This is a genomic window from Mesorhizobium sp. WSM4809, from assembly GCF_055811655.1.
This window is the reverse complement of record NZ_JBVVQW010000005.1, coordinates 408,544-429,875: the sequence shown is the minus strand read 5'-3', so window position 1 is coordinate 429,875 and position 21,332 is coordinate 408,544. Positions and strand designations below refer to the sequence as shown.

Here is a 21,332-nt window from a genome sequence, read left to right as displayed (position 1 = left end):
CACAATTCATTCGATTTTACAAAGCCTAATCTGCCCCGCATGGTTGCTAAACTGCAAAGACTACTGAAATGATCTGGCGTAGCGCGCGGTTGGCGTGTCCGTGGCCCATGCTTTAGGATCGGTTTGGGCCGAAGGATCGAGGCCCTGTCACGGATCGATGAAAGGACATCGCATGGCAACCAGGGACGCATTCGGCCTGACGCTTTCGGGTGCAACGGAGGCGGGGTTCGCCCCCTACAGCCAGGCAGTGCGCGAACTGCAGTGCTTCATCGGCGATCCCGTGGCGTCCATCGACCACGCCATCGCGGAAGATCCCGGCTTCGTCATGGCGCATGTCTTCAAGGGCTATCTGTTCGGCCTCGCCACCGAGCGGGAGGCGACAGCGGTGGCCAAGGCTTGCCATGAGGCGTCACTGCCGCTTGCCGCGACCACGCGCGAGCGGGCGCATGTCACAGCCCTGGGTCATCTCGCCAACGGACGCTGGCATCAAGCCAGCCGCATTCTCGAGGACATCACCATCGAGACCCCGCGCGACGGGCTGGCGCTGCAGGTCGGCCACCAGATCGATTTCTTCACCGGCAATGCACGCATGCTGCGCGACCGCATCGCACGCGCCCTGCCGTCCTGGCAAAGCGGCATGCCCGGCTACCACGCCATGCTCGGCATGCACGCCTTCGGGCTGGAGGAAATGGGTGACTATGTCAGGGCCGAGCAGCTTGGCCGCGCGGCGGTCGACTTCGAGCCGCGCGACGGCTGGGCGCAGCATGCCGTCGCCCATGTCATGGAAATGCAGAGCCGGCAAAGGGATGGCATCGCCTGGATGCTGACCAACCCGGAAGCGTGGACAAGGGAGAGTTTCCTGCAGGTCCACAATTGGTGGCACCTGGCGCTGTTCCACTATGATCTCGGCGAGACCGACGCGGTGCTGGCCCTCTATGACGGCCCCATCTACATCGTGCAATCGACGATGGCGCTCAACATGGTCGATGCCTCGGCAGTCCTGTGGCGGCTCGCCCTCGGCGGCGTCGATGTCGGCGACCGCTGGGCGGCGCTCGCCGCCAATTGGCATAAGGCCGGCGCCGGCAATTATGCCTTCAACGATGCCCACGCGATGATGGCCTTTGTCGGTGCAGGGTTAGATGCGCCGGCCCTCGCTTTGCTTGAGGCTCAGCGCGAGGCCATGCGTGGCAGCGACGACAATGCGGCTTTCACGCGGGATGTCGGCCATCCGCTGACGCTCGCCATCAAGGCATTCGGTGAGGGCAGTTACGCCGAGACCGTGCGCCTGATCCGGCCGATCCGATCGATCTCCCATCGCTTCGGCGGCAGCCACGCCCAGCGCGATGTTATCGACCTGACGCTGATCGAGGCAGCGTTGCGCGCCGGTGACGGTGCGCTGGCCAGGGCGCTCACGGCCGAGCGTTCGATGGCGCGGCCCGACAGTCCGCTGTCAGCGCTGTTTGTGCGACGCGCCGCCGATTTGTCGGAGAATTGACCCGAAGCGGATCTTGTTTTAAAAACTGGCCAAGCCAGATTTTTTCGAGACCCGAAAAAATTAACTGGCGTGGGAGGAAGACATGTATCTGGGCCTCGATCTCGGGACGTCGGGCGTCAAGGCGCTGCTGATCGTTGCCGGGCAAACCGTCGTCGGTTCCGGCCATGGTTCGCTTGATGTTTCACGGCCGCATCCCGGCTGGTCGGAACAGAATCCCGAGCACTGGATCCGGGCCTGCGAAGACGCAATTGCCGAGCTCAAATCCTCCCATCCGGATGAACTCGCGGCAGTCAAGGGCATTGGCCTGTCCGGGCAGATGCATGGCGCCACGCTGCTCGACGCCGCCGACAAGGTGCTGCGTCCCTGCATCCTGTGGAACGACACGCGCAGCCATGCCGAGGCGGCTGTCCTCGATGCCGATCCGCGCTTCCGCGCTCTGACCGGCAACATCGTCTTTCCCGGTTTCACCGCGCCGAAACTTGCCTGGGTGAAAAACAACGAACCCGCTCTCTTCGCCAAGGTCGCAAAAGTGCTGCTGCCCAAGGATTTCCTGCGGCTCTGGCTTTCGGGCGAACACATTTCGGAGATGTCGGATTCTGCCGGTACCTCCTGGCTCGATGTCGGCAACCGGCGCTGGAGTACGGACCTGCTCGCAGCGACGTCGCTCGACGAGGAGCAGATGCCGTCGCTGGTCGAGGGTACGCACAAGGCAGGCGCACTGCGCAGTGAATTGGCCTCGAAATGGGGCGTCCAGGCCGGCATTCCAATCGCCGGCGGCGCCGGCGACAATGCGGCCTCGGCCTGCGGCATGGGCACGGTCGGCGCCGGCCACGCTTTCGTCTCGCTCGGCACATCGGGCGTGCTGTTTGCCGCCAACGCTTCCTACCTGCCCAACCCGGCTAGCGCGGTTCACACCTTCTGCCACGCCCTGCCGAACACCTGGCACCAGATGGGGGTCATCCTGTCGGCAACGGATTCGCTCAATTGGCTGTCCGAAATCACCGGGAAGAGCGCCGGCGAATTGACCGCTGAACTCGGCGACACATTGGAGGCGCCCAGCGGCGTGTCCTTCCTGCCTTATCTCTCGGGTGAGCGCACACCCTACAATGATGCCGCCATTCGCGGCGCGTTCGCCGGGCTGGCGCATGAATCGAGCCGTGCCGTGCTGACCCAGGCCGTGCTGGAGGGTGTGGCCTTTGCCTTCCGCGACAGCCTCGACGCCCTGGCGAAGGCCGGCACGAGTTTGACGCGGGTGACGGCGATCGGCGGCGGTTCCCGCTCGCGCTACTGGCTGAAGGCGATTGCCACCGCGCTTCAACTGCCTGTCGACATTCCCGCCGACGGCGACTTCGGCGCCGCCTTTGGCGCCGCACGGCTCGGCCTGATCGCTGCGACTGGTGCCGATCCCCTGGAAGTCTGTACGGCACCGAGGACGGATGCCACGATCGAACCGGACGCGGCGCTTGGCGGCGTCTATGCCGATGCCTATCAGCGCTACCGGGAGCTGTACCCGGCGATCAGGGCTGTAACCGCGTGATTCAGTGCGAGGCGCCCCCCTCTGCCCTGCCGGGCATCTCCCCCTCTAGGGGGGAGATCGGCAGCGTTGACGGCTTTACTCGTCTTGCAAGGTTGATAATTAGCGATGGCGGGAAAGACAGCCAATCTCCCCCCTTGAGGGGGAGATGGCCGGCAGGCCAGAGGGGGGCGCTTCGCACCCGCCTCGCCCAGAAGTCCTTACTGCGCAGGCACCTTGTCGAGAAAGCCGGTGACGCTCTTCAGGCGGCCGTTCTCGATGATTCCGATGTCGGTACCTTCGATCACCGATGGCGTCCCCTCAGGCCCGAGATTCCACGAGAAGCGGATCTTGTCGGCAAAACCGTCCGGCGTGCCCTTCAGCGAGAACCGGAAGCCGGCAAAGCGCTGCTGCACGCCGTCGATCAGAGCCGCGACGCCTTCATGGCCGTCGCCCTGCATGAGCGGATCACGATAGCTGACGTCTTCCGTGAAGGTCGCCTTGAGCAATTCGGTCCGGCGGACGGCATCGCTTTCGTTCCAGGCGGTGATGTAGTTTTCAGCGATCTTGGTGAGGTCGGTCATGGTCTGTCTCCTTCATTTGACGGTTTTGACATGACCCTTTTCAACCGGCGCTGGCCTGAAACCAATTACGCCTGAGGTAATGGCGGCAGAACTTTGTGAGAGGACAGAAATCATGAGCAGCGGATTTTTCGGCGACATCAAGAAAATCAAATATGAAGGGCCGGATTCGACCAATCCGCTGGCCTATAGGTTCTACAATCCCGACGAGCTCGTCGCCGGCAAACGGCTGGAAGACCATCTGCGCTTCGCCGTCGCCTACTGGCACTCCTTTGCCTGGCCGGGCGGCGATCCGTTCGGCGGCCAGACCTTCGACCGGCCGTGGTTCCCCAAGGCAGGTGGCACCGACACGATGGAGCTGGCAAAGCTGAAAGCGGACGTCGCCTTCGAGATGTTCTCGCTGCTCGGCGCGCCCTATTTCTGCTTCCACGACGCCGATGTGCGGCCGGAAGGCAAGGATTTTTCCGAAAGTGCCGCGCGCCTCGACGAGATCGCCGATTACTTCGCGGGGAAGATGAAGCAGACCGGCGTCAAGCTGCTTTGGGGCACCGCCAATCTGTTCTCCAATCGCCGCTTCATGTCGGGGGCGGCCACCAATCCCGATCCGGATGTCTTTGCCTACGCAGCGGCGACGGTAAAAAGCTGCATCGACGTCACCAAGCGGCTGAAGGGCGAAAACTACGTGCTGTGGGGCGGGCGCGAAGGCTATGAGACGCTGCTCAACACCGACCTCGCGCGCGAGCAGGAACAGGCCGGCCGGTTCCTCAGCATGGTCGTCGACTACAAGCACAAAATCGGCTTCAAGGGCGCGATCCTGATCGAGCCGAAGCCGCAGGAGCCGACCAAGCATCAGTATGATTACGATGTCGCCACGGTCTACGGCTTCCTCAAGCGCTTCGGGCTGGAGAAGGAGGTCAAGGTCAATATCGAGCAGGGCCACGCCATCCTGGCCGGCCATTCCTTCGAGCACGAACTGGCTCTGGCCAATGCGCTCGGCATTTTCGGTTCGATCGATATGAACCGCAACGACTATCAGTCGGGATGGGACACCGACCAGTTCCCCAACAACGTGCCGGAAATGGCACTGGCCTACTACCAGGTCCTGCAGGCCGGCGGCTTCAAGACCGGCGGCACCAATTTCGACGCCAAGCTGCGCCGCCAGTCGCTCGATCCGCAGGACCTGCTGATCGGCCATATCGGCGGCATGGACTCTTGCGCACGTGGCCTGAAAGCCGCGGCCCGCATGGTTGAGGACAAGGCGCTATCGGCGCCGCTGGCCGAACGTTATGCCGGCTGGAACACGGCCGAGGGCAAGGCGATGCTCGCCGGCAAGCGCACGCTTGAGGATATCGCCGAGCGTGTCGTCAAGAAGAAGATCGAGCCGCAGCCGAGGTCCGGCCGCCAGGAACTGCTGGAAAATATCGTCAACCGCTACGTGTAAGGCGCGCGCCGCTCCATCTCTGGACCGACATCCGGCACCACTGGATGAAAGCCGCCGCCATCGCTATCTGCTAGTCAGCCCACTTCGCGAGAGGCTGCCGAGGATCGCACAGATCTTCGGCAGCCAGCGTGAGATCAAGATGCCACGCGTGTCGCCGAAAGAGAGCCCGTGCGGCAGCCTTTATTTTTATGCATGTCGTCATCCCAAAACCGCTGGCACTTTTGGGCGACATGCATTGGCGGGAGACGGAAAATGGCAGAGGATCGAATCATCGTGCGCCCGGCGCAGGCGAGCGATATTCCGGCGTTGAAGCAGGTGCTGCAGGAAACGTTCGAAGGCACATGGCTGCCGAACATCACCGAAGCAGCGGCGCGGTGCTATGTCGAGACGGATATTGGCGGGCGCTATGTCGACCGGAGCTGGCCTGAGTTCGCCGTTGCCGAGATCGATGGCGAGGTCGCCGGCCTGATCCATTGGCGCGCGGATTTCATCGAGGCCCTGCACGTCATGGCATCCCGTCAAGGCCAAGGTGTCGGCCGCAAGCTGCTTTCCCATGCCGAACAGGCAATCGGCACCGCCGGGTTGGCGCAGGCGCGGCTGGAAACCGACACGTTCAACCTGCCGGCACAAGCCCTCTACAAGGCGGTCGGCTATGTCGAGAAAAACCGCTATCCAGACGACGAATGGGACAGTGGCTTTACCACGAGTGCTGTTCGAAAAGCGGCTGTAGATCTCTCCTTGACCTGACCTGCCAAGGCGCAGGAACAGCTTTGCGCATGGCCCGGTCCCGCGACACGGTTTTGCCCTTCGACGCCCTTCAATGACCTCGCTCTTGCCTTCAAACAGCCGTCACGAATCTCGTATAAGACTGGCTCGTGGCGGGAGAGGAAGAAGGAGGCGAACCGATATGCAGAACGAACGTGAAATCGACGCCCTGCTCTCACCTGGCGAGGCTGGATCGATCATCGACCGGCTGATGGCGATGCCGCGGAAAACGGACGACGCCAAGATTTCGAATGAATGGGATCGCGCCGTGGCCAGCCGCTTCGAGACCCGTCTGGCCAGACAGATGCGCTCGCAAATCGACGGCGACCGCCAGAACGCGGCCTGATCGCGCGTTGAAACCTACCCCCTCCGCAACCTGACCGGCGCTTCGCCGAAAGTCTTTGAAAACGCCCTCGAAAATGCCGCGGCGGACGAGAACCCGGTCCGCCCGGCAATGTCGGCCATGGCAACCCTTGTATCGACCACCAGCCGGCGCGCGGCACCGAGGCGCAGCCTGAGATAATAGGCGCCCGGCGTCTCGCCGATCGACTTGCGAAAGATGCTCTCCAATGTCCGCGCCGTCACCCCGGCGCGCTTTGCCACTGCTTCTATGGTCAGCGGCTGGTCGACATGCGCTTCCATCAGCCGGATGGCTTGCGCAAGGCGCGGGTCGTAGCCGTCGAGCCGGCCGAGCGAGACCAGCGGCTGTGCGTCGGTGGCGGCGCGCGCCTGGTCGTAGATGAAGACGCTGGCGACATCGAGTGCGACGGCCATGCCGAGCCGCGTACGGATGAGATGCAGCATCAGGTCGAAGGTCGGCGACGCGCCACCCGACGTGAACACCGGCCCGTCGATGACATAGCGGTCAGGGCGGACATCGACGCCGGGAAAGGCCGAGGAAAAATCCTCCATGTCCTCCCAGTGGGTGGTGGCGCTGCGCCCTTCCAGCAGGCCGGCGCGAGCCACCAGCCAGGTGCCCGCCTCGACACCGCCGCAAGCACGCGCCGTGCGTGCCGCCCGGCGCAGTCCGGACAACAGAGCCGACGTTGCATAATTCTGGGTGCCGAAGCCGGCGACGACGACAAGGACGTCGGTTGGCTCGCCCGCGTCGAAACGGCCACTGACCGCCACCGGCAGGCCGCATGTGGTGACCGGAGCCTCGCCGGTCACCGAGACCAGCCGAAAATCGAACAGGGTCTCGCCGGAGATGCGGTTGGCGGCCCGCAGTGGATCGACGGCGGATGCGACGCACATGATGGACGAGCCGGAAAACACCAGCAGCGTCACCTTGAGCGGCGAGCGCTCGGCGCGAAAGATCGTCGGTTTTTCGCTTTTCGTCATGGAAGCTTCGTAAAACGCAAAACAGTTTCCGGCAAGTCGGGCATTGTTGTGGTCATCTTTGTGCATGTCGTTATCCCAAAACCGGTTCCCACTTTTGGGCGACATGCATACTATTGGAGGAGAATTCCATGCCGCTTGCGATGAACCGCGAGGTCTTCATTACCTGTGCCATGACTGGGTCCGGCGGGTCGCAGGACCGCAGCCCTCATGTGCCGCGCTCGCCAAAGCAGATCGCCGATTCGGCCATCGACGCGGCCAAGGCTGGCGCCGCAATCGTGCACTGCCACGTCCGCGACCCCGAAACCGGCAAGCCCAGGCGCGATGTGCATCTCTACCGCGAAGTGACCGAGCGCATCCGCGAGGCAGAAGTCGACGTCATCCTCAACCTGACCGCCGGCATGGGCGGCGACATGGTGTTCGGATCGCCGGAAGCGCCGCTGCCGCTCAACGAAAAAGGCACAGACATGGGCGGCGCCACCAACCGCATGGAACATGTGCGCCAATGCCTGCCGGAAATCTGCACGCTCGACTGCGGCACCATGAATTTCGCCGAGGCCGACTATGTCATGACCAACACGCCCGGCATGCTGCGCGCCATGGGCGGCATGATGACGGCGCTCGGCGTCAAGCCGGAGATCGAGGCCTTCGACACCGGTCATCTGTGGTTCGCCAAGCAGCTGGTCGAGGAAAAGGTGCTCAATCCGGATGCACTGGTGCAGCTCTGCATGGGCGTGCCGTGGGGCGCGCCCGACGACCTCAACACCTTCATGGCGATGGTCAACAATGTGCCGTCGACCTGGAACTGGTCGGCCTTTGCCATCGGCCGCAACCAGATGGCCTATGCTGCTGCGGCGGTGCTGGCCGGCGGCAATGTCCGCGTCGGTCTCGAAGACAATCTCTGGCTCGACAAGGGCGTACTGGCGACCAATGCGCAGTTGGTCGAGCGCGCCGCCAGCATCGTCACCAATCTCGGCGCCAGGATCCTTGGGCCGGAAGAGGTACGGCAGAAGCTCAACCTCACCAAGCGGGCGCCGATCGCGGCATAAATTATTCGTCGGGAGGGTCGGCATGACTACCGTAAAATTCACCGCAATGAAGGATGGCGACCGGGACGACTACGAGTTCCTGACCGCGCATGAGATCGACTATGCCGCCAGGACCGGCGAGCGGCTGCTCGATGCGCTGGTGCAGCTCGACGCGGGCCTTTCGGGCTACAAGATCACCCGGCTCGGCCATTCGCTGCAGGCGGCGACGCGTGCCTGGCGCGACGGCGCCGACACCGACTGGATCGCCTGCGCGCTACTGCACGACATCGGCGACATCTATGCGCCTTACAATCACGACGAATATGCCGCTTCGATCCTGAAACCCTTCGTGCGCGAACAATGCACTTGGGTGGTGGAGAAACATGGCGACTTCCAGCGGCTCTACTATGCCCATCACCTCGGCGGTAACCGCCATGCGCGCGACCGCTTTGCCGGCCACGCCTATTTCGACGATTGCGACCAGTTTTGCGAACGCTGGGACCAGTCCAGCTTCGACCCCGATTATGACACGCTGCCGATCGAATTCTTCCGGCCCTTCGTCCTCGAAGTCTTTGCCCGCAAGGCATACGACCCGTCCGTGATCCGCGCCGGCGAACGCGTGCCGCTCATAGATCCCACAACCGCCATGACCAGAACCGGAGCTTCCGCATGAGCATCATCAACAAGGCAGCCGCCATCGGTGGCGGCGTCATCGGCGCCGGCTGGGTGGCGCGGCTGCTGCTCAACGGCATCGACGTGTCGATCTTCGATCCCGATCCCGAGGCGTCGCGCAAGGTCGGCGAAGTGATGAAGGGCGCGCGCCGCGCCTACAAGCAGATGGTACCCGGCGGTTTGCCAAAAGAGGGCAAGCTGACCTTTGCCAAGACCATCGCCGAGGCAGTGGCCGATGCCGATTTCATTCAGGAAAGCGTGCCGGAACGGCTCGACCTCAAGCACCGGGTGCTCGCCGAGATCGATACCCACGCGCCGGCCAATGCGATTGTCGGTTCCTCGACCTCCGGCATCAAGCCAACCGACATGCAGGTGGCGATGAAGAAGCATCCGGAGCGGCTGGTCGTCGGCCATCCGTTCAACCCGGTCTATCTCCTGCCGCTGGTCGAGATCGTGGGCGGCGAGCAGACCTTTCCCGAGGCGATCGAGGTCGCCAAGGAGATGTATGCCTCGATCGGCATGAAGCCGGTCGTCATCCGCAAGGAGATCGAGGCCTTCGTCGGCGACCGCCTGCTCGAAGCGGCATGGCGCGAGGCGCTGTGGCTGATCAAGGACGGCATCTGCACGGTCGAGGAACTCGACGACATCATGCGCTACGGCTTCGGCCTGCGCTGGGCGCAGATGGGCATGTTCCAGGTCTATCGCGTCGCCGGTGGCGAGGCCGGCATGCGCCACTTCATGGCGCAGTTCGGGCCCTGCCTGAAATGGCCATGGACCAAGCTGATGGATGTGCCGGAGTTCAACGACGAACTGGTCGACCTGATCGCCACGCAATCGGACGACCAGGCACATGGGCTGTCGATCCGCGAACTGGAAAAAATCCGCGACGACAATCTGGTCGCCATCATGGATGCGCTGTCGAAGCAGAACAAAGGCAAGGGCTGGGGCGCCGGCGCCCTGCACAAGGACTATACCAGGCAGCTGGCCAAGCTGGCGGCGAAGAAGCCCACAGCCTCCAAGGCTGCCGAGAAGGCCAAAGCCTTGAAACCGGTCAAGAAAGCCGAAAAGCCGAAGAAAAAGCCCGGCAAGAAGAAAGGCTGAGAGCATGGATTTCGGGCTGTCGGAGGAACAGAGGCTCATCGTCGAGACGACGCGTGCGTTCGTCGAGAACGAGCTTTACCCGCATGAGCGCGAGGTCGAGCGCACCGGCGTGCTGCGCCGCGACCTGATCGAGGAGATCAAGGTCAAGGCGATCGAAGCTGGGCTCTATGCCGCCAACATGCCGGCCGATGTCGGCGGTGCTGGCCTCGATACGGTGACTTGGCTGCTCTACGAAAAGGAGCTTGGCCGCGCCAATTACGCGCTGCACTGGACTTGCGTGGCGCGGCCCTCCAACATCCTCCTGGCCGGCACGCCGGAGCAGCGCGAGAAATATCTGTTCCCCTGCATCCGCGGCGAGAAATGGGACTGCCTGGCGATGACCGAGCCGGGCGCAGGCTCCGATTTGCGCGGCATGAAGGCGACCGCCGTACAGGACGGCGACGACTGGGTGCTGAACGGCACCAAGCATTTTATCTCCCACGCCGACCTCGCCGACTTTGCCATCGTTTTCATGGCCTCAGGCGAAGAGGATTCGCCGCGCGGCAGGCGCAAGAAGATCACCGCATTCTTCGTCGACAAAGGGACGAAGGGCTTCACCGTCCGCGATGGCTACCGCAACGTCTCGCATCGCGGCTACACCAACGCCATCCTCGAATTCGACGATTGCCGGCTTCCCGCCGCCCAAGTGTTGGGCGAAGTCCACAAGGGGTTCGACGTCGCCAATTCATGGCTCGGCGCCACCCGGCTGCAGGTCGGCGCCACCTGCCTCGGCCGCGCCGAGCGGGCGCTTGGCCATGCCATCGAGTATGCCGCGCAGCGCCAGCAGTTCGGCCAGCAGATCGGCAAGTTCCAGGGCGTGTCGTTCAAGCTTGCCGACATGGCGACCGAATTGAAGGCCGCCGACCTGATGGTGTTCGAAGCCGGCTGGAAGTACGATCAGGGCACTGTCACCGATCAGGACATGGCCATGGCCAAGCTGAAGGCCACCGAGATGCTTGCATACGTTGCCGATGAGGCGATCCAGATTCATGGCGGCATGGGACTGATGGACGATTTGCCACTGGAGCGCATCTGGCGCGACGCGCGCGTCGAGCGCATCTGGGAAGGCACGTCAGAGATCCAGCGCCACATTATTTCAAGGGCGCTGCTGCGTCCGTTCGGGGCATAACATATGCATAAACTTGAGCGTCTCCTGCGGCCGAAATCGATCGCCGTCTTCGGCGGTGCGCAGGCCGCGGCCGTCGTCGCGCAATCGATCAAGATGGGCTTTGCCGGCGAGATCTGGCCGGTGCATCCGACCAAGGACGAGGTCGCCGGTCGCAAGGCCTATCGTTCGGTGGCTGACCTGCCGGGCGCGCCCGATGCTGCCTTTGTCGGCGTCAACCGGCATTTGACCATCGAGGTGATCAAGGCGCTGGCCGAGCGCGGCGCCGGCGGCGCCGTCTGCTTTGCCGCCGGCTTCCTCGAAACCGAGGCCTATGACGATGATGGCGAGCGGCTGCAGGCCGAGCTGGTCGCCGCAGCCGGCTCGATGCCGATCATCGGGCCGAATTGCTACGGTCTGATCAATTATGCCGACGGCGCGCTGCTGTGGCCCGACCAGCATGGCGGCATAAGATTGGCCGAGGGCGGCAAGGGCGTCGCCATCATCACCCAGTCCTCCAACATCGCCATCAACATGACCATGCAGAGGCGCGGCCTGCCGATCGCCTTCCTGATGACCGCCGGCAACCAGGCGCAGACCGGTCTGTCCGAAATGGCGCTCGGCCTGATCGAGGACGAGCGGGTCACGTCGCTCGGCCTGCATATCGAGGCCTTCGATTCGGTAGCCGGCTTCGAGAGGCTGGCGGCACGGGCGCGCGAGCTGAAAAAGCCGATCATCGCCATGAAGGTCGGCCGTTCCGAACAGGCCAGGCAGGCGACCGTCTCGCACACCGCCTCGCTGGCCGGCTCGGACGCGGCCTCGGGTGCGTTCCTGCGGCGGCTCGGCATTGCGCGTGTCGATTCGATCCCCGCCTTTATCGAGGCGCTGAAGCTGCTGCACATCACCGGACCTTTGCCCGGCTACAGGCTGTCGTCGATGAGCTGCTCCGGCGGCGAGGCCTCCGTCATGGCCGACAGCGCCGAAGGGCGCTGGGTCAATTTCCCTGTGCTGACCGACAGCCACCGCGCCCATGTCAAATCGACGCTCGGGCCGCTGGTCGCGGTCGCCAATCCCTTGGACTATCACACCTTCATCTGGAACAACGAGCCGGCGATGACCGCCACCTTCACCGCCATGGTGTCGGGCGGCTTCGACCTCAACATGCTGGTGCTGGATTTTCCGCGACCTGATCGTTGTTCGGTCACCGATTGGTGGGCGACGTTGCGCGCCTTCGAATCGGCGCTGAAGACCAACAAGGCGCATGGCGCGATCGTCTCGTCGCTGCCGGAAAACCTGCCGGAGGAGTACACCGCCGAACTGATGGCGCGCGGCATGGTGCCGTTGTTCGGCATTTCGGAAGCCATGGATGCCGCCGGGGCGGCGGCCTTCATCGGCTGGGCTTGGGCCGAACCGCAGGCGCAGCCGATCGACACTTCTGCTGCCGGTGCGCCTGGTGGCGACCATGTCACGCCCGACGAGGCCGAAGCAAAATCGCGGCTGATCAAGGCCGGCCTGCCGGTGCCGAAAGGCGAACGGGCCGCCAATGCGGTCGAGGCGGTGATTTCGTCGATGGCGCTCGGCTTTCCCGTCGCACTGAAGGCGCTCGGCGTCAGCCACAAATCCGAAGTTGGCGCCGTCAGGCTCAACCTCAGGGATGCCGAATCCGTCAGCACCGCGGCGCATGACCTCTTGCCGCTCGGCACCGGGCTCTATGTCGAGCGCATGGTGCGCGACGGTGTCGCGGAACTGATCGTCGGCTTCACCCGCGACCCGATGTTCGGCGCGGTGATGACCTTGGGCACCGGCGGCGTGCTGGTCGAACTGTTGCGCGACAGCGTCACGCTGATGCTGCCGGCGACGCGCGACGATATCGAGGCGGCGCTGCGCGGCCTGAAACTGTTCCCGCTGCTCGAGGGCTATCGCGGCCGGCCAAAAGCCGATGTCGCGGCTGCCATCGATGCCATTTCGGGCATTGCCGCCTTCGTGCAGCAGAATGCCGGTGAGATCGAGGAACTCGACATCAACCCGCTGATCGTCTGCAGCGAAGGCAAGGGCGCCTGGATCGCCGACGCACTGCTGGTGCTGGGAGAGAACAAGAATGTCTGACGTCATTTCGACCCGCCGCGAGGGCACCATCCTCGAGGTCACCCTCGACCGGCCCAAAGCCAACGCCATCGACCTGAAGACCTCTCGGCTGATGGGCGAGACCTTCAAGGCATTCCGAGACGATCCGGAATTGCGCGTCGCCATCGTCAAGACCGCCGGCGACAAGTTCTTCTGTGCCGGCTGGGACCTCAAAGCCGCTGCCGGCGGCGATGCCGTCGATGGCGACTATGGCGTCGGCGGCTTTGCCGGGCTGCAAGAATTGCGCGACCTCAACAAGCCGGTGATCGCTTGCGTCAACGGCATGGCGGTCGGCGGCGGCTTCGAGCTGGCGCTGTCCTGCGACCTCATCTATGCCTCCGATCATTCCTCCTTCGCGCTCCCCGAAATCCGCGCCGGCACGCTGGCCGACGCGGCAACGATCAAACTGCCGAAGCGCATCCCCTACCATGTCGCCATGGACCTTCTGCTGACCGGCCGCTGGATGGATGTGGCCGAGGCGCATCGCTGGGGCCTGGTCAACGAAGTGCTGCCCAAGGAGAAGCTCGAGGACCGTGTCTGGGAGATCGCCCGGCTGCTCGCAGGCGGCCCGCCGCTGGTCTTTGCAGCGATCAAGGAGACCGCGCGTGTGGCCGAGGCGCTGACCTTCCAGGATGCAATGAACAAGGTGACGCGGCGCCAGCTGCCGACGGTCGATGCCCTCTACGGCTCCGAAGACGGCATGGAGGGTTTTCGCGCTTTTGCGGAGAAGCGTGAGCCGGTGTGGAAGGGGAAATGAGGATTGTTGCCGAAATGACAGCGCTCACCCCCCTCTGTCCTGCCGGACATCTCCCCCTCAAGGGGGGAGATTGGCAGCTTCGATCTCTGCGCTCTTCTTGCGACGCAGAAGGTTGGCGAAAGCCTTCGCAACATCCGATCTCCCCCCTTGAGGGGGAGATGTCCGGCAGGACAGAGGGGGGCGCCCTGGCTCAGCCTTGGGCGCCTTTCCAGCACCCATGACCGATTACAAAACCCTCATCGACGCCGAGACCTGGGCGTTCATAGAGCGGACCAATTCCTACTATCCGCCCGACACGATCGACTACACGATCGCGCAGCAGCGCGGGATCTATGACCGCATGTGCCGCGAATTCTTTGCCGGCTATCCCGAAGGCGTGGCGGTCGAAACCTCAGCCATTGCGACGCCCACGCACGACATCCCGATCCGCACCTACCGAAGCACACACAAAGCTGCGGTGACGGTGCTCTATGTCCATGGCGGCGGCTTCATCCTCGGTGGGCTGGACAGCCACGACGATGTCTGCGCCGAGCTCTGTGCCCGCACCGGCTATGAGGTGGTCTCGGTCGATTATCGGCTGGCGCCGGAGCATCTGCATCCGGCGGCCTTCGACGATGCGATGAGCGCCTTCGAATGGGCCGCCGCCAATCGCGATCATCCTATCGTGCTGTGCGGCGACAGCGCCGGCGGCAATCTCTGCGCCGCCGTCAGTCACGCCACGCGTGACCGTTCGAAAAGGCCGGTTGGCCAGGTGCTGATCTATCCCGGCCTCGGCGGAGACCGCGCGAAAGGCTCCTATGTCAAGCACGCCGAAGCGCCGATGCTGACCATCCGCGATCTCGAATTCTACAAGCACATCCGCACCAGCGGCGTGGATAGGACCGGGGACATCACGCTGTCGCCGCTCGCCGACACCGACTTCTCCAACCTGCCGCCGACAGTACTGATCACCGCCGAGTGCGACCCGCTGTCGTCGGATGGCGAGAGCTATCACGACCTGGTCGTGGCGGCGGGCGGACGCGCAACCTGGTTCGAGGAAACGGGGCTGGTGCATGGTTATCTCCGAGGCCGGCACACGGTCGGCCGCGCCCGCGCAAGCTTCACCCGGATCGTCGATGCGGTGACCGCGCTTGGACAGGGCGATTGGCGCTGGTGATCGCGGCTGGACTCTGAGGACCGACCGGCCCCGGCTCATCCCACCGAAGCGGCCGCCGCACGGCCGGCGCTGCGGCCGGAAAAGATGCAGCCGCCGAGGAAGGTGCCCTCAAGCGCCGCATAACCATGCACACCGCCGCCGCCAAAACCGGCGGCTTCGCCGACGGCGTAGAGTCCCGCAACCGGCTGGCCATCGGCACCCAGCACGCGGCTGTCGAGATCGGTCTGCAGGCCGCCCAGCGTCTTGCGCGTCAGGATGTTGAGGCGCACCGCTATCAGCGGGCCGTTTGCCGGATCGAGCATCTTGTGCGGCTTGGCCGTGCGGATCAGCCGGTCGCCGAGATAGGCGCGCGCCCCGCGCAGAGCGGTGATTTGCATGTCCTTGGAGAACGGGTTGTCGAGCTGCCGGTCGCGGGCGCGGATTTCGCGCTCGACTTGGGCTACCTCAAGAAGCGGCTCGCCGCCGGCAAGCGCGTTCATGCGCGCGACCAGCGTCGGCAAGTCGGCCTCGACGATGAAATCCTCGCCCTTCTCCATGAACGCCTTGACCGGGCTCGGAATGCCCGATGTGGCGCGACCGAGCACCTGGCGCCAACTCTTGCCGGTCAGGTCCGGGTTCTGTTCGGAGCCCGACAGCGCGAACTCCTTCTGGATGATCTTCTTGGTCAGGATGAACCAGGAATAGTCGAAGCCGGTGCTCATGATGTGGCTGAGTGTGCCCAGCGTATCGAAACCGGGATAGAGCGGCACCGGCAGGCGCTTGCCGCGCGCATCGAGCCACAGCGATGACGGGCCGGGCAGGATGCGGATCGCATGATCGGTCCAGACCGGCGCCCAATTCTTGATGCCCTCGACATAGTGCCACATGCGGTCGCGGTTGATGATCGAACCGCCGGCCCGTTCCGTGATCGCCAGCATGCGGCCGTCGACATGATCGGGCACGCCGGTGATCATGCGCTTCGGTGCCGCGCCCAGCCGCTGCGGCCAGTTTTCCCGCACAAGCTGATGGTTGGCGCCGATGCCGCCGGAGGCGACGATCACCGCTTGCGCGTGAAGCTCGAAATCGCCTGATATTTCGCGCGAACTCTTGTGGCCGCGCTCGACAGCGCTGGGCTGCAGGATGTCGCCACGCACACCGGTCACAACAGCACCCGTCCGCGTCAGTTCATTGACGCGGTGGCGGAATTTGAAACTGATCAATCCGCGCTTTTGGGCCTCGCGCACGCGCTGGGCGAACGGTTCGAGCACACCGGGGCCGGTGCCCCAGGTAATGTGAAAGCGCGGCACCGAATTGCCATGGCCGATGGCATTGCCGCCGCCCCGCTCGGCCCAGCCGACCACAGGAAAGAATTTCAGGCCGCGCTGCATCAGCCAGGAGCGTTTCTCGCCGGCGGCGAAGCCGACATAGGCTTCCGCCCATTTGCGCGGCCAGAAATCCTCCGGCCGATCGAAAGCCGCGGTGCCCAACCAGTCTTCCAACGCCAAGTCATGCGAATCGCGGATGCGCATGCGCCGCTGCTCGGGCGAATCGACGAGAAAAAGGCCGCCGAACGACCAGAATGCCTGGCCGCCCAGCGACTGCTCGGGCTCCTGGTCGACGATGATGATTTTCTTGCCGGCCTCGGCAAGCTCGGCGGCGGCAACCAGCCCTGCAAGGCCGGCGCCGACAATGATCACGTCCGCATCGTCAGCCATCTTTCCTCCCAGAATTAGCCGGCTACTTCAATTGCAAGGGGTCAGACGGTCTCCCAGCCTTCTTTGCCGCCGGCGCGGAAGATGGCATCGATGACTTTCTGGTTGAGCACGGATTCCTCCAGCGTGAAGACGCGCTCCTTGCCGCCCTGTGCTGCACGCGCGAAGGTCTCGACCTCCAGCCGGTATTGCTGCGTGCCGGGAAAGCGGAACACCTGCGCCTCGGTGTGGTTCTGGTTGTGCAGTTCGACGCGGTGGTGGTCGTAGAGCCCGGCATTGAAGGGCGAGAACAACTCGATGAAACCCTTCTCGCCGTGGAACACCATCACCTGGCGCGCCGCCATCTGCGTCGACAGATAGAAGGACAGCTCGAAGTCGCCGAAATCGGCGCGGATCGAGGAGTAGATGTCGGTGCCGAATGTCTTGTCGCGCTCGATCGTCGCCTGCACGCGCAGCGGCTCCTTGCCGGTCGAAAAGCGCGTCGACACGGTCGGGTAGACGCCGATATCGGGCAGCGCGCCGCCGCCGAGGTCGAGCTGGTTGCGCATGTTGCTGGGGTCGACATTGTAGTAGGAGAAGGCACCCTGCACATGGCGCAGCCGGCCGATGGCGCCGCTGGCGATGAGGTCGCGTACTTTGATCCATTGCGGGTGGTAGATGACCATGAAGGCCTCGCAGACCAGCACCTTTTTCTGGTCGCGCAGCTTGATCAGCGGCAGGATGTCCTTGGCGTCGAGCGCCAGCGGCTTTTCGACCAGCACGTGCTTGCCGGCTTCGATGGCCTTGGCCGCCCATTCGACATGCTGCGAGGTCGGCAACGGGATGTAGACGCCATCGACCTCGTCGGAGGCAAGCAGTTCCTCATAGGAGCCGAAGGCATGGCGCGCGCCGAAGCGCTCGGCCAGCGCCTTGGCCTTCGACAGGTCACGGCTGGCGATCGCCGACAGCACGCCGTTCTCCGCCTCGACCATCGCCGGCAACAAATGCTCGCGGCCGATCTTGGCCGTCGACAACACACCCCATCGGAACATCAGGCTTCTCCATCACAATTACAGGCAACGAGGTTTGCCCGAAATCGCCGGAAAAGCCAATGACGAGGGTCAGCCCCTTTTGCCGGTCAGCGTCATGTCGAAGTCGACGATGTTGGAATAGATTGGCGTGCCGACATCCATGCCGTAGCGCGACCTCAGCACCTTGCCGGTGACATGGAATTTGATCGTCCCGGCCTTGAGACCGCCAAGCTCGGCCGTGAACTTTTCCGGAAACGTCTTGCCGCGCGCCGTCAGCCGGCCGCTGACGAGGGCCGTGGTGTCGCTGGTTCGGGTCACGCTGGTAGAGCGGAACTGGATCTCCGGGTTGTTGGCGGCATCAAACACCGCGTCGGAGCGCAGGAAGGCATCGATACGGCTCTGGCCGGTGCCAACGCTTTCGGGAAAGATGGTGAAATTGACCTGCGAGTGCCCGACATCGCTGTTGTCGATGCGGATCGAGCCCTTGAAGCGGGCGAAGGCGCCATTCAGGCCGCCGCCGCCGACCTTGCCGATGGAGAAGCGGATGCTGGAGTTGGCCGGGCTGATCGAATAGCTGCCGGCGGCGTCACCAAGCGCGACGGCCGCTGAAACAGGCATGGCGAGGCAAGCGGCGACCGCCGCAAATCCGAGGATGCGCGTGTACATGGGGATGTTCCTTGTTGGAGGCAGCGCATTTCTCGCGCCCTCACTCCATGAACGAATGAACCGCTCGCTCTATTCCGGATCTGACGAAGGCGTGATCATGCGCATGAGCACGCCATCCCTGAGCTGGAAATGATGCCGCAGTGCCGCCGCAACGTGGAGAGCCACAAGCGCCATGCCGGCATAGGCAAGATACCAATGCGCCGCCGCCCAGAAGCTTTCGGCACCATCCGATTCGGCCAGCGGCAGGTTCGGCATGACGAACAGGTTGAACGGCAGGCTGGGTATCTCCAGCATCGAGACCGACACCAGCGCCCAGCCGGACAAGGGCAAGGCAAGCTGAAACGCGTAGAGCGCAAAATGGGCCAACGGTGCCGCCCGACGTTCCAAAGTCCCGACCGAGCCCGGCAGCGCCGGCGTTGTATTGCCGCAGCGCCAGACGATGCGCAGGATGATCAGGCCGAGCAGCAGGAAGCCGAAGGATTTGTGCAGCTGGATCAGTTCGAAGGCGGTGCGCTGGCTGGTCACCCGCACCATGACGAAGCCGAGTCCGAACTGGCCGATGAAGATCAGCGCAATCAGCCAGTGAAGAATGATCGCGCCCCAGCCATAGCGGGTGGTGCTGTTGGTGATCGATGTTTGCATCGTTGGTGAACGACCGCGATGCCGGTTATCTTCCACCAAGGGGGGGGCGAGCCCGCTTTATCCACTCACCTTGAAGAAATCGACAAAGGCCCTGAGCGCTGGCCGCATCTGACGGCGGCTCGGATAATAGACAAAGAAGCCGTCGAAGGGCGGGCACCAGTCCTCCAGCACGCGGATCAGCCTGCCGTCGGCGAGCGGTGCGCGGACATAGTCCTCAAAGACGAAGGCGAGCCCGGCGCCGTCGACCGCCGCCTGGGCGATCAGATGGTCCTCGTCGAGGATCAGCGGTCCCTCCACCGCCATCTCGATCGTCTCGCGGCCTTTCTCGAACTCCCAGCGGTAGAGGATGCCGCTGGAGAAGCGGAAGCGGATGCAGCGGTGGCCGGCCAGGTCGCGCGGGTGGCGCGGCTTGGGGTTGACCTCGAAATAGACCGGGGCGCCGACCACCGCGCCGCGAAGGTCCGGCCCGATGCGCACCGCGATCATGTCGCGCTGCAGGCTCTCGCCAAGCCGGACGCCAGCATCGAAGCCGCCTTCCACCACGTCGGTGAAGCGGTCCTCGATGACGATCTCCAGCACGATGTCGGGATAGGCCGACGCAAAGGCGCCCAGCCGTGGCGTCAGCGCCAAATGCGCTGCCGTGCGCGGCACGGTCAGGCGCAGATTGCCGGCCGGCCGGTCGCGCGTCTCGATTGCCGTCTCCAGCGCCAGGTCGATCTCCGACAGCGCCGGCCGCAACCGCTCCAGCAACTGCGCACCTTCTTCGGTCGGCGCGACGCTGCGTGTGCTGCGCGCCAGCAGCCGAACGCCAAGCCGCGCCTCCAGGCTGGATACCGCGTGGCTGACAGCCGAAGGCGCGATGGCCAATTCCCTGGCGGCGCCCCGAAAGCTGCCGCATTGAGCGACAGTTGCCAGCACGGCCAATTGGGAAAGATGCGCGCGATTCATTGATCTATCTTTTAGTACAGCCCGTGCGGATGGAAGCCGATTATCGAACACAAGGCAAGGCGCTATTTCTCCCACATCGCAACAAGGAGACGCGTTATGCAAACCCGCAAGCTAGGAACTGAATTGAACGTCTACCCCGTCGGCCTCGGCTGCATGGGCATGAGCTTCGCCTATGGCGGCCAAGCGGAAGCCGATGCGATCGCCACGCTGCATCGCGCCGTCGATATCGGCGTCAACTTCTTCGACACGGCGGAGGTCTATGGCCCCTTCGAGAACGAGATCCTGCTCGGCAAGGCGCTGAAGCCGGTGCGCGATCATCTGACGATCGCGACAAAATTCGGCTTCCGGATTCTGGAGGAAGGTACAGGCCTCGACCGCATGGCTGGCGTCGACAGCCGCCCCGAGCACGTCAAAGCGGTCGCCGAGGCCTCGCTGAAGCGGCTGGGCACCGATGTGATCGACCTCTACTACCAGCACCGTGTCGACCCCAACGTGCCAATCGAGGATACGGTCGGCGCCATGGCCGAACTGGTGCGCGAGGGCAAGGTGCGCGCGCTTGGCCTGTCCGAGGCGAGTGCCGCGACCATTCGCCGGGCCCATGCCGTGCATCCGGTATCGGCCGTGCAGAGCGAATATTCGCTGTGGAGCCGCGACCCGGAAGACGAGGTGTTCGCCGTCTGCCGCGAGCTCGGCATCGGCTTCGTTCCCTATAGCCCGCTCGGCCGTGGGCTGCTGACCGGCACGATCGCCAAGCCCGAGGCCTTGAGCGACGGCGACTGGCGCCGGACCTTGCCGCGCTTCCAGGCCGAGGCGATGGAAGCCAACGCCGCTGTCATCGCCACCTTGGAAAAGCTGGCTGTTGAAAAGGGCGTGACCTCGGCACAGCTGGCGCTGGCCTGGGTGCTGCACCAGGGCGATTTCATCGTACCGATCCCCGGCGCGCGCAAGATACGCCATCTGGAGCAGAACACGGCGGCGGCGGACATCGCGCTAAGCGCGGCCGAGGTGCAGGCTATTGGTGACGCGCTGTCGCCCAACAAGGTTATGGGCAAGCGCTACACCGAAGAGTTGCTGGCACTGGTGAACCGCTAGGTCTTCCCCCTCCCCCTTGTGGGGAGGGTCGGCTCGCTGTCGCAGCGAAGCGGAGACAGCGGGACGGGGTGGGGGAGCGCCCTACGAAGACCCCCACCCCGCGCCCCGGGGGGGGGGGGGCCCCCCCCCCCCCGCGGGGGGGGGGGGCCCCCGCCCCCCCCCCAGGAC

The 21,332-nt window shown here is 64.1% G+C and carries 20 protein-coding genes; 13 read left to right on the top strand and 7 right to left on the bottom strand.

The genetic code is table 11. The features are described 5' to 3' along the window. Positions 1 to 172: 172 nt before the first annotated feature. Positions 173 to 1,495 carry a tetratricopeptide repeat protein gene (locus AC0L24_RS16035; protein ID WP_127396580.1) on the top strand — a complete coding sequence of 441 codons (1,323 nt, stop codon included), beginning with the start codon at positions 173 to 175 and terminating at the stop codon, positions 1,493 to 1,495. Between the two features lie 82 nt (positions 1,496 to 1,577). Further along, positions 1,578 to 3,032, top strand: coding sequence for a xylulokinase (gene xylB / locus AC0L24_RS16030; protein ID WP_127808247.1), 1,455 nt, complete (start codon positions 1,578 to 1,580; stop codon positions 3,030 to 3,032). Positions 3,033 to 3,229: 197 nt separating this feature from the next. Here the strand turns inward: xylB and AC0L24_RS16025 are convergent, their stop codons facing one another. Continuing rightward, entirely contained in the window at positions 3,230 to 3,592 is a 363-nt protein-coding gene (locus AC0L24_RS16025) for a nuclear transport factor 2 family protein (protein ID WP_127269938.1), read from the bottom strand. A gap of 112 nt (positions 3,593 to 3,704) precedes the next feature. Between AC0L24_RS16025 and xylA the strand changes: the two genes are divergently transcribed. The 3 genes from xylA (at position 3,705) to AC0L24_RS16010 (ending at position 6,141) form a co-directional block, all read left to right on the top strand. Then, complete coding sequence (gene xylA / locus AC0L24_RS16020; protein ID WP_127328551.1) at positions 3,705 to 5,030, top strand: xylose isomerase; 1,326 nt, start codon at positions 3,705 to 3,707, stop codon at positions 5,028 to 5,030. 252 nt (positions 5,031 to 5,282) lie between these two features. Next, the gene (locus AC0L24_RS16015; protein WP_164873729.1) at positions 5,283 to 5,777 is read left to right on the top strand and encodes a GNAT family N-acetyltransferase; all 495 of its coding nucleotides are present in this window, start codon (positions 5,283 to 5,285) and stop codon (positions 5,775 to 5,777) included. Positions 5,778 to 5,937: 160 nt separating this feature from the next. Continuing rightward, complete coding sequence (locus AC0L24_RS16010; protein ID WP_127398055.1) at positions 5,938 to 6,141, top strand: hypothetical protein; 204 nt, start codon at positions 5,938 to 5,940, stop codon at positions 6,139 to 6,141. 14 nt (positions 6,142 to 6,155) lie between these two features. Here the strand turns inward: AC0L24_RS16010 and AC0L24_RS16005 are convergent, their stop codons facing one another. Beyond that, positions 6,156 to 7,136 (bottom strand): GlxA family transcriptional regulator, encoded by a 981-nt coding sequence (locus AC0L24_RS16005; RefSeq protein ID WP_127398053.1) that lies wholly within the window; start codon positions 7,134 to 7,136, stop codon positions 6,156 to 6,158. A gap of 128 nt (positions 7,137 to 7,264) precedes the next feature. Here AC0L24_RS16005 and bcoG point away from each other — a divergent pair, with 128 nt between their 5' ends. From bcoG to AC0L24_RS15970, 7 genes are all read left to right on the top strand, one after another. Next, a complete protein-coding gene (gene bcoG, locus AC0L24_RS16000) occupies positions 7,265 to 8,182 on the top strand; it encodes a 3-dehydrocarnitine:acetyl-CoA trimethylamine transferase BcoG (protein ID WP_473563957.1) in 918 nt (305 codons plus the stop codon). Between the two features lie 22 nt (positions 8,183 to 8,204). Then, entirely contained in the window at positions 8,205 to 8,834 is a 630-nt protein-coding gene (locus tag AC0L24_RS15995; RefSeq protein ID WP_127269384.1) for an HD domain-containing protein, read from the top strand. Next, positions 8,831 to 9,934 (top strand): carnitine 3-dehydrogenase, encoded by a 1,104-nt coding sequence (locus AC0L24_RS15990; protein WP_127269385.1) that lies wholly within the window; start codon positions 8,831 to 8,833, stop codon positions 9,932 to 9,934. The genes AC0L24_RS15995 and AC0L24_RS15990 overlap by 4 nt, the downstream gene beginning before the upstream one ends. Before the next feature lie 4 nt (positions 9,935 to 9,938). Then, the gene (locus AC0L24_RS15985) at positions 9,939 to 11,102 is read left to right on the top strand and encodes an acyl-CoA dehydrogenase family protein (RefSeq protein WP_127398681.1); all 1,164 of its coding nucleotides are present in this window, start codon (positions 9,939 to 9,941) and stop codon (positions 11,100 to 11,102) included. Positions 11,103 to 11,105: 3 nt separating this feature from the next. Further along, positions 11,106 to 13,184 carry an acetate--CoA ligase family protein gene (locus AC0L24_RS15980; protein ID WP_128363911.1) on the top strand — a complete coding sequence of 693 codons (2,079 nt, stop codon included), beginning with the start codon at positions 11,106 to 11,108 and terminating at the stop codon, positions 13,182 to 13,184. Then, on the top strand, positions 13,177 to 13,959 hold the full coding sequence (locus AC0L24_RS15975) for a carnitinyl-CoA dehydratase (RefSeq protein WP_127270028.1): 783 nt from the start codon (positions 13,177 to 13,179) through the stop codon (positions 13,957 to 13,959). The genes AC0L24_RS15980 and AC0L24_RS15975 overlap by 8 nt, the downstream gene beginning before the upstream one ends. A 217-nt stretch (positions 13,960 to 14,176) precedes the next feature. Continuing rightward, complete coding sequence (locus AC0L24_RS15970) at positions 14,177 to 15,115, top strand: alpha/beta hydrolase (protein ID WP_127808250.1); 939 nt, start codon at positions 14,177 to 14,179, stop codon at positions 15,113 to 15,115. A gap of 35 nt (positions 15,116 to 15,150) precedes the next feature. On the opposite strand, the gene AC0L24_RS15965 is transcribed toward AC0L24_RS15970, so the two are convergent. The 5 genes from AC0L24_RS15965 to AC0L24_RS15945 all read right to left on the bottom strand — a co-directional run bounded on the left by AC0L24_RS15965 (position 15,151) and on the right by AC0L24_RS15945 (position 20,072). Beyond that, positions 15,151 to 16,809, bottom strand: coding sequence for an FAD-binding dehydrogenase (locus AC0L24_RS15965; RefSeq protein WP_127808251.1), 1,659 nt, complete (start codon positions 16,807 to 16,809; stop codon positions 15,151 to 15,153). 41 nt (positions 16,810 to 16,850) lie between these two features. After that, positions 16,851 to 17,837 (bottom strand): Gfo/Idh/MocA family protein, encoded by a 987-nt coding sequence (locus AC0L24_RS15960; protein WP_127321839.1) that lies wholly within the window; start codon positions 17,835 to 17,837, stop codon positions 16,851 to 16,853. A gap of 69 nt (positions 17,838 to 17,906) precedes the next feature. Continuing rightward, positions 17,907 to 18,482: a YceI family protein gene (locus AC0L24_RS15955; protein ID WP_127808252.1), complete on the bottom strand. Its 576-nt coding sequence runs from the start codon at positions 18,480 to 18,482 to the stop codon at positions 17,907 to 17,909. 69 nt (positions 18,483 to 18,551) lie between these two features. Then, entirely contained in the window at positions 18,552 to 19,124 is a 573-nt protein-coding gene (locus AC0L24_RS15950) for a cytochrome b (RefSeq protein WP_127319124.1), read from the bottom strand. A gap of 57 nt (positions 19,125 to 19,181) precedes the next feature. Then, positions 19,182 to 20,072: a LysR family transcriptional regulator gene (locus tag AC0L24_RS15945; RefSeq protein ID WP_127266811.1), complete on the bottom strand. Its 891-nt coding sequence runs from the start codon at positions 20,070 to 20,072 to the stop codon at positions 19,182 to 19,184. A gap of 96 nt (positions 20,073 to 20,168) precedes the next feature. Between AC0L24_RS15945 and AC0L24_RS15940 the strand changes: the two genes are divergently transcribed. Further along, complete coding sequence (locus AC0L24_RS15940; RefSeq protein ID WP_127808254.1) at positions 20,169 to 21,164, top strand: aldo/keto reductase; 996 nt, start codon at positions 20,169 to 20,171, stop codon at positions 21,162 to 21,164. Positions 21,165 to 21,332: the final 168 nt, after the last annotated feature.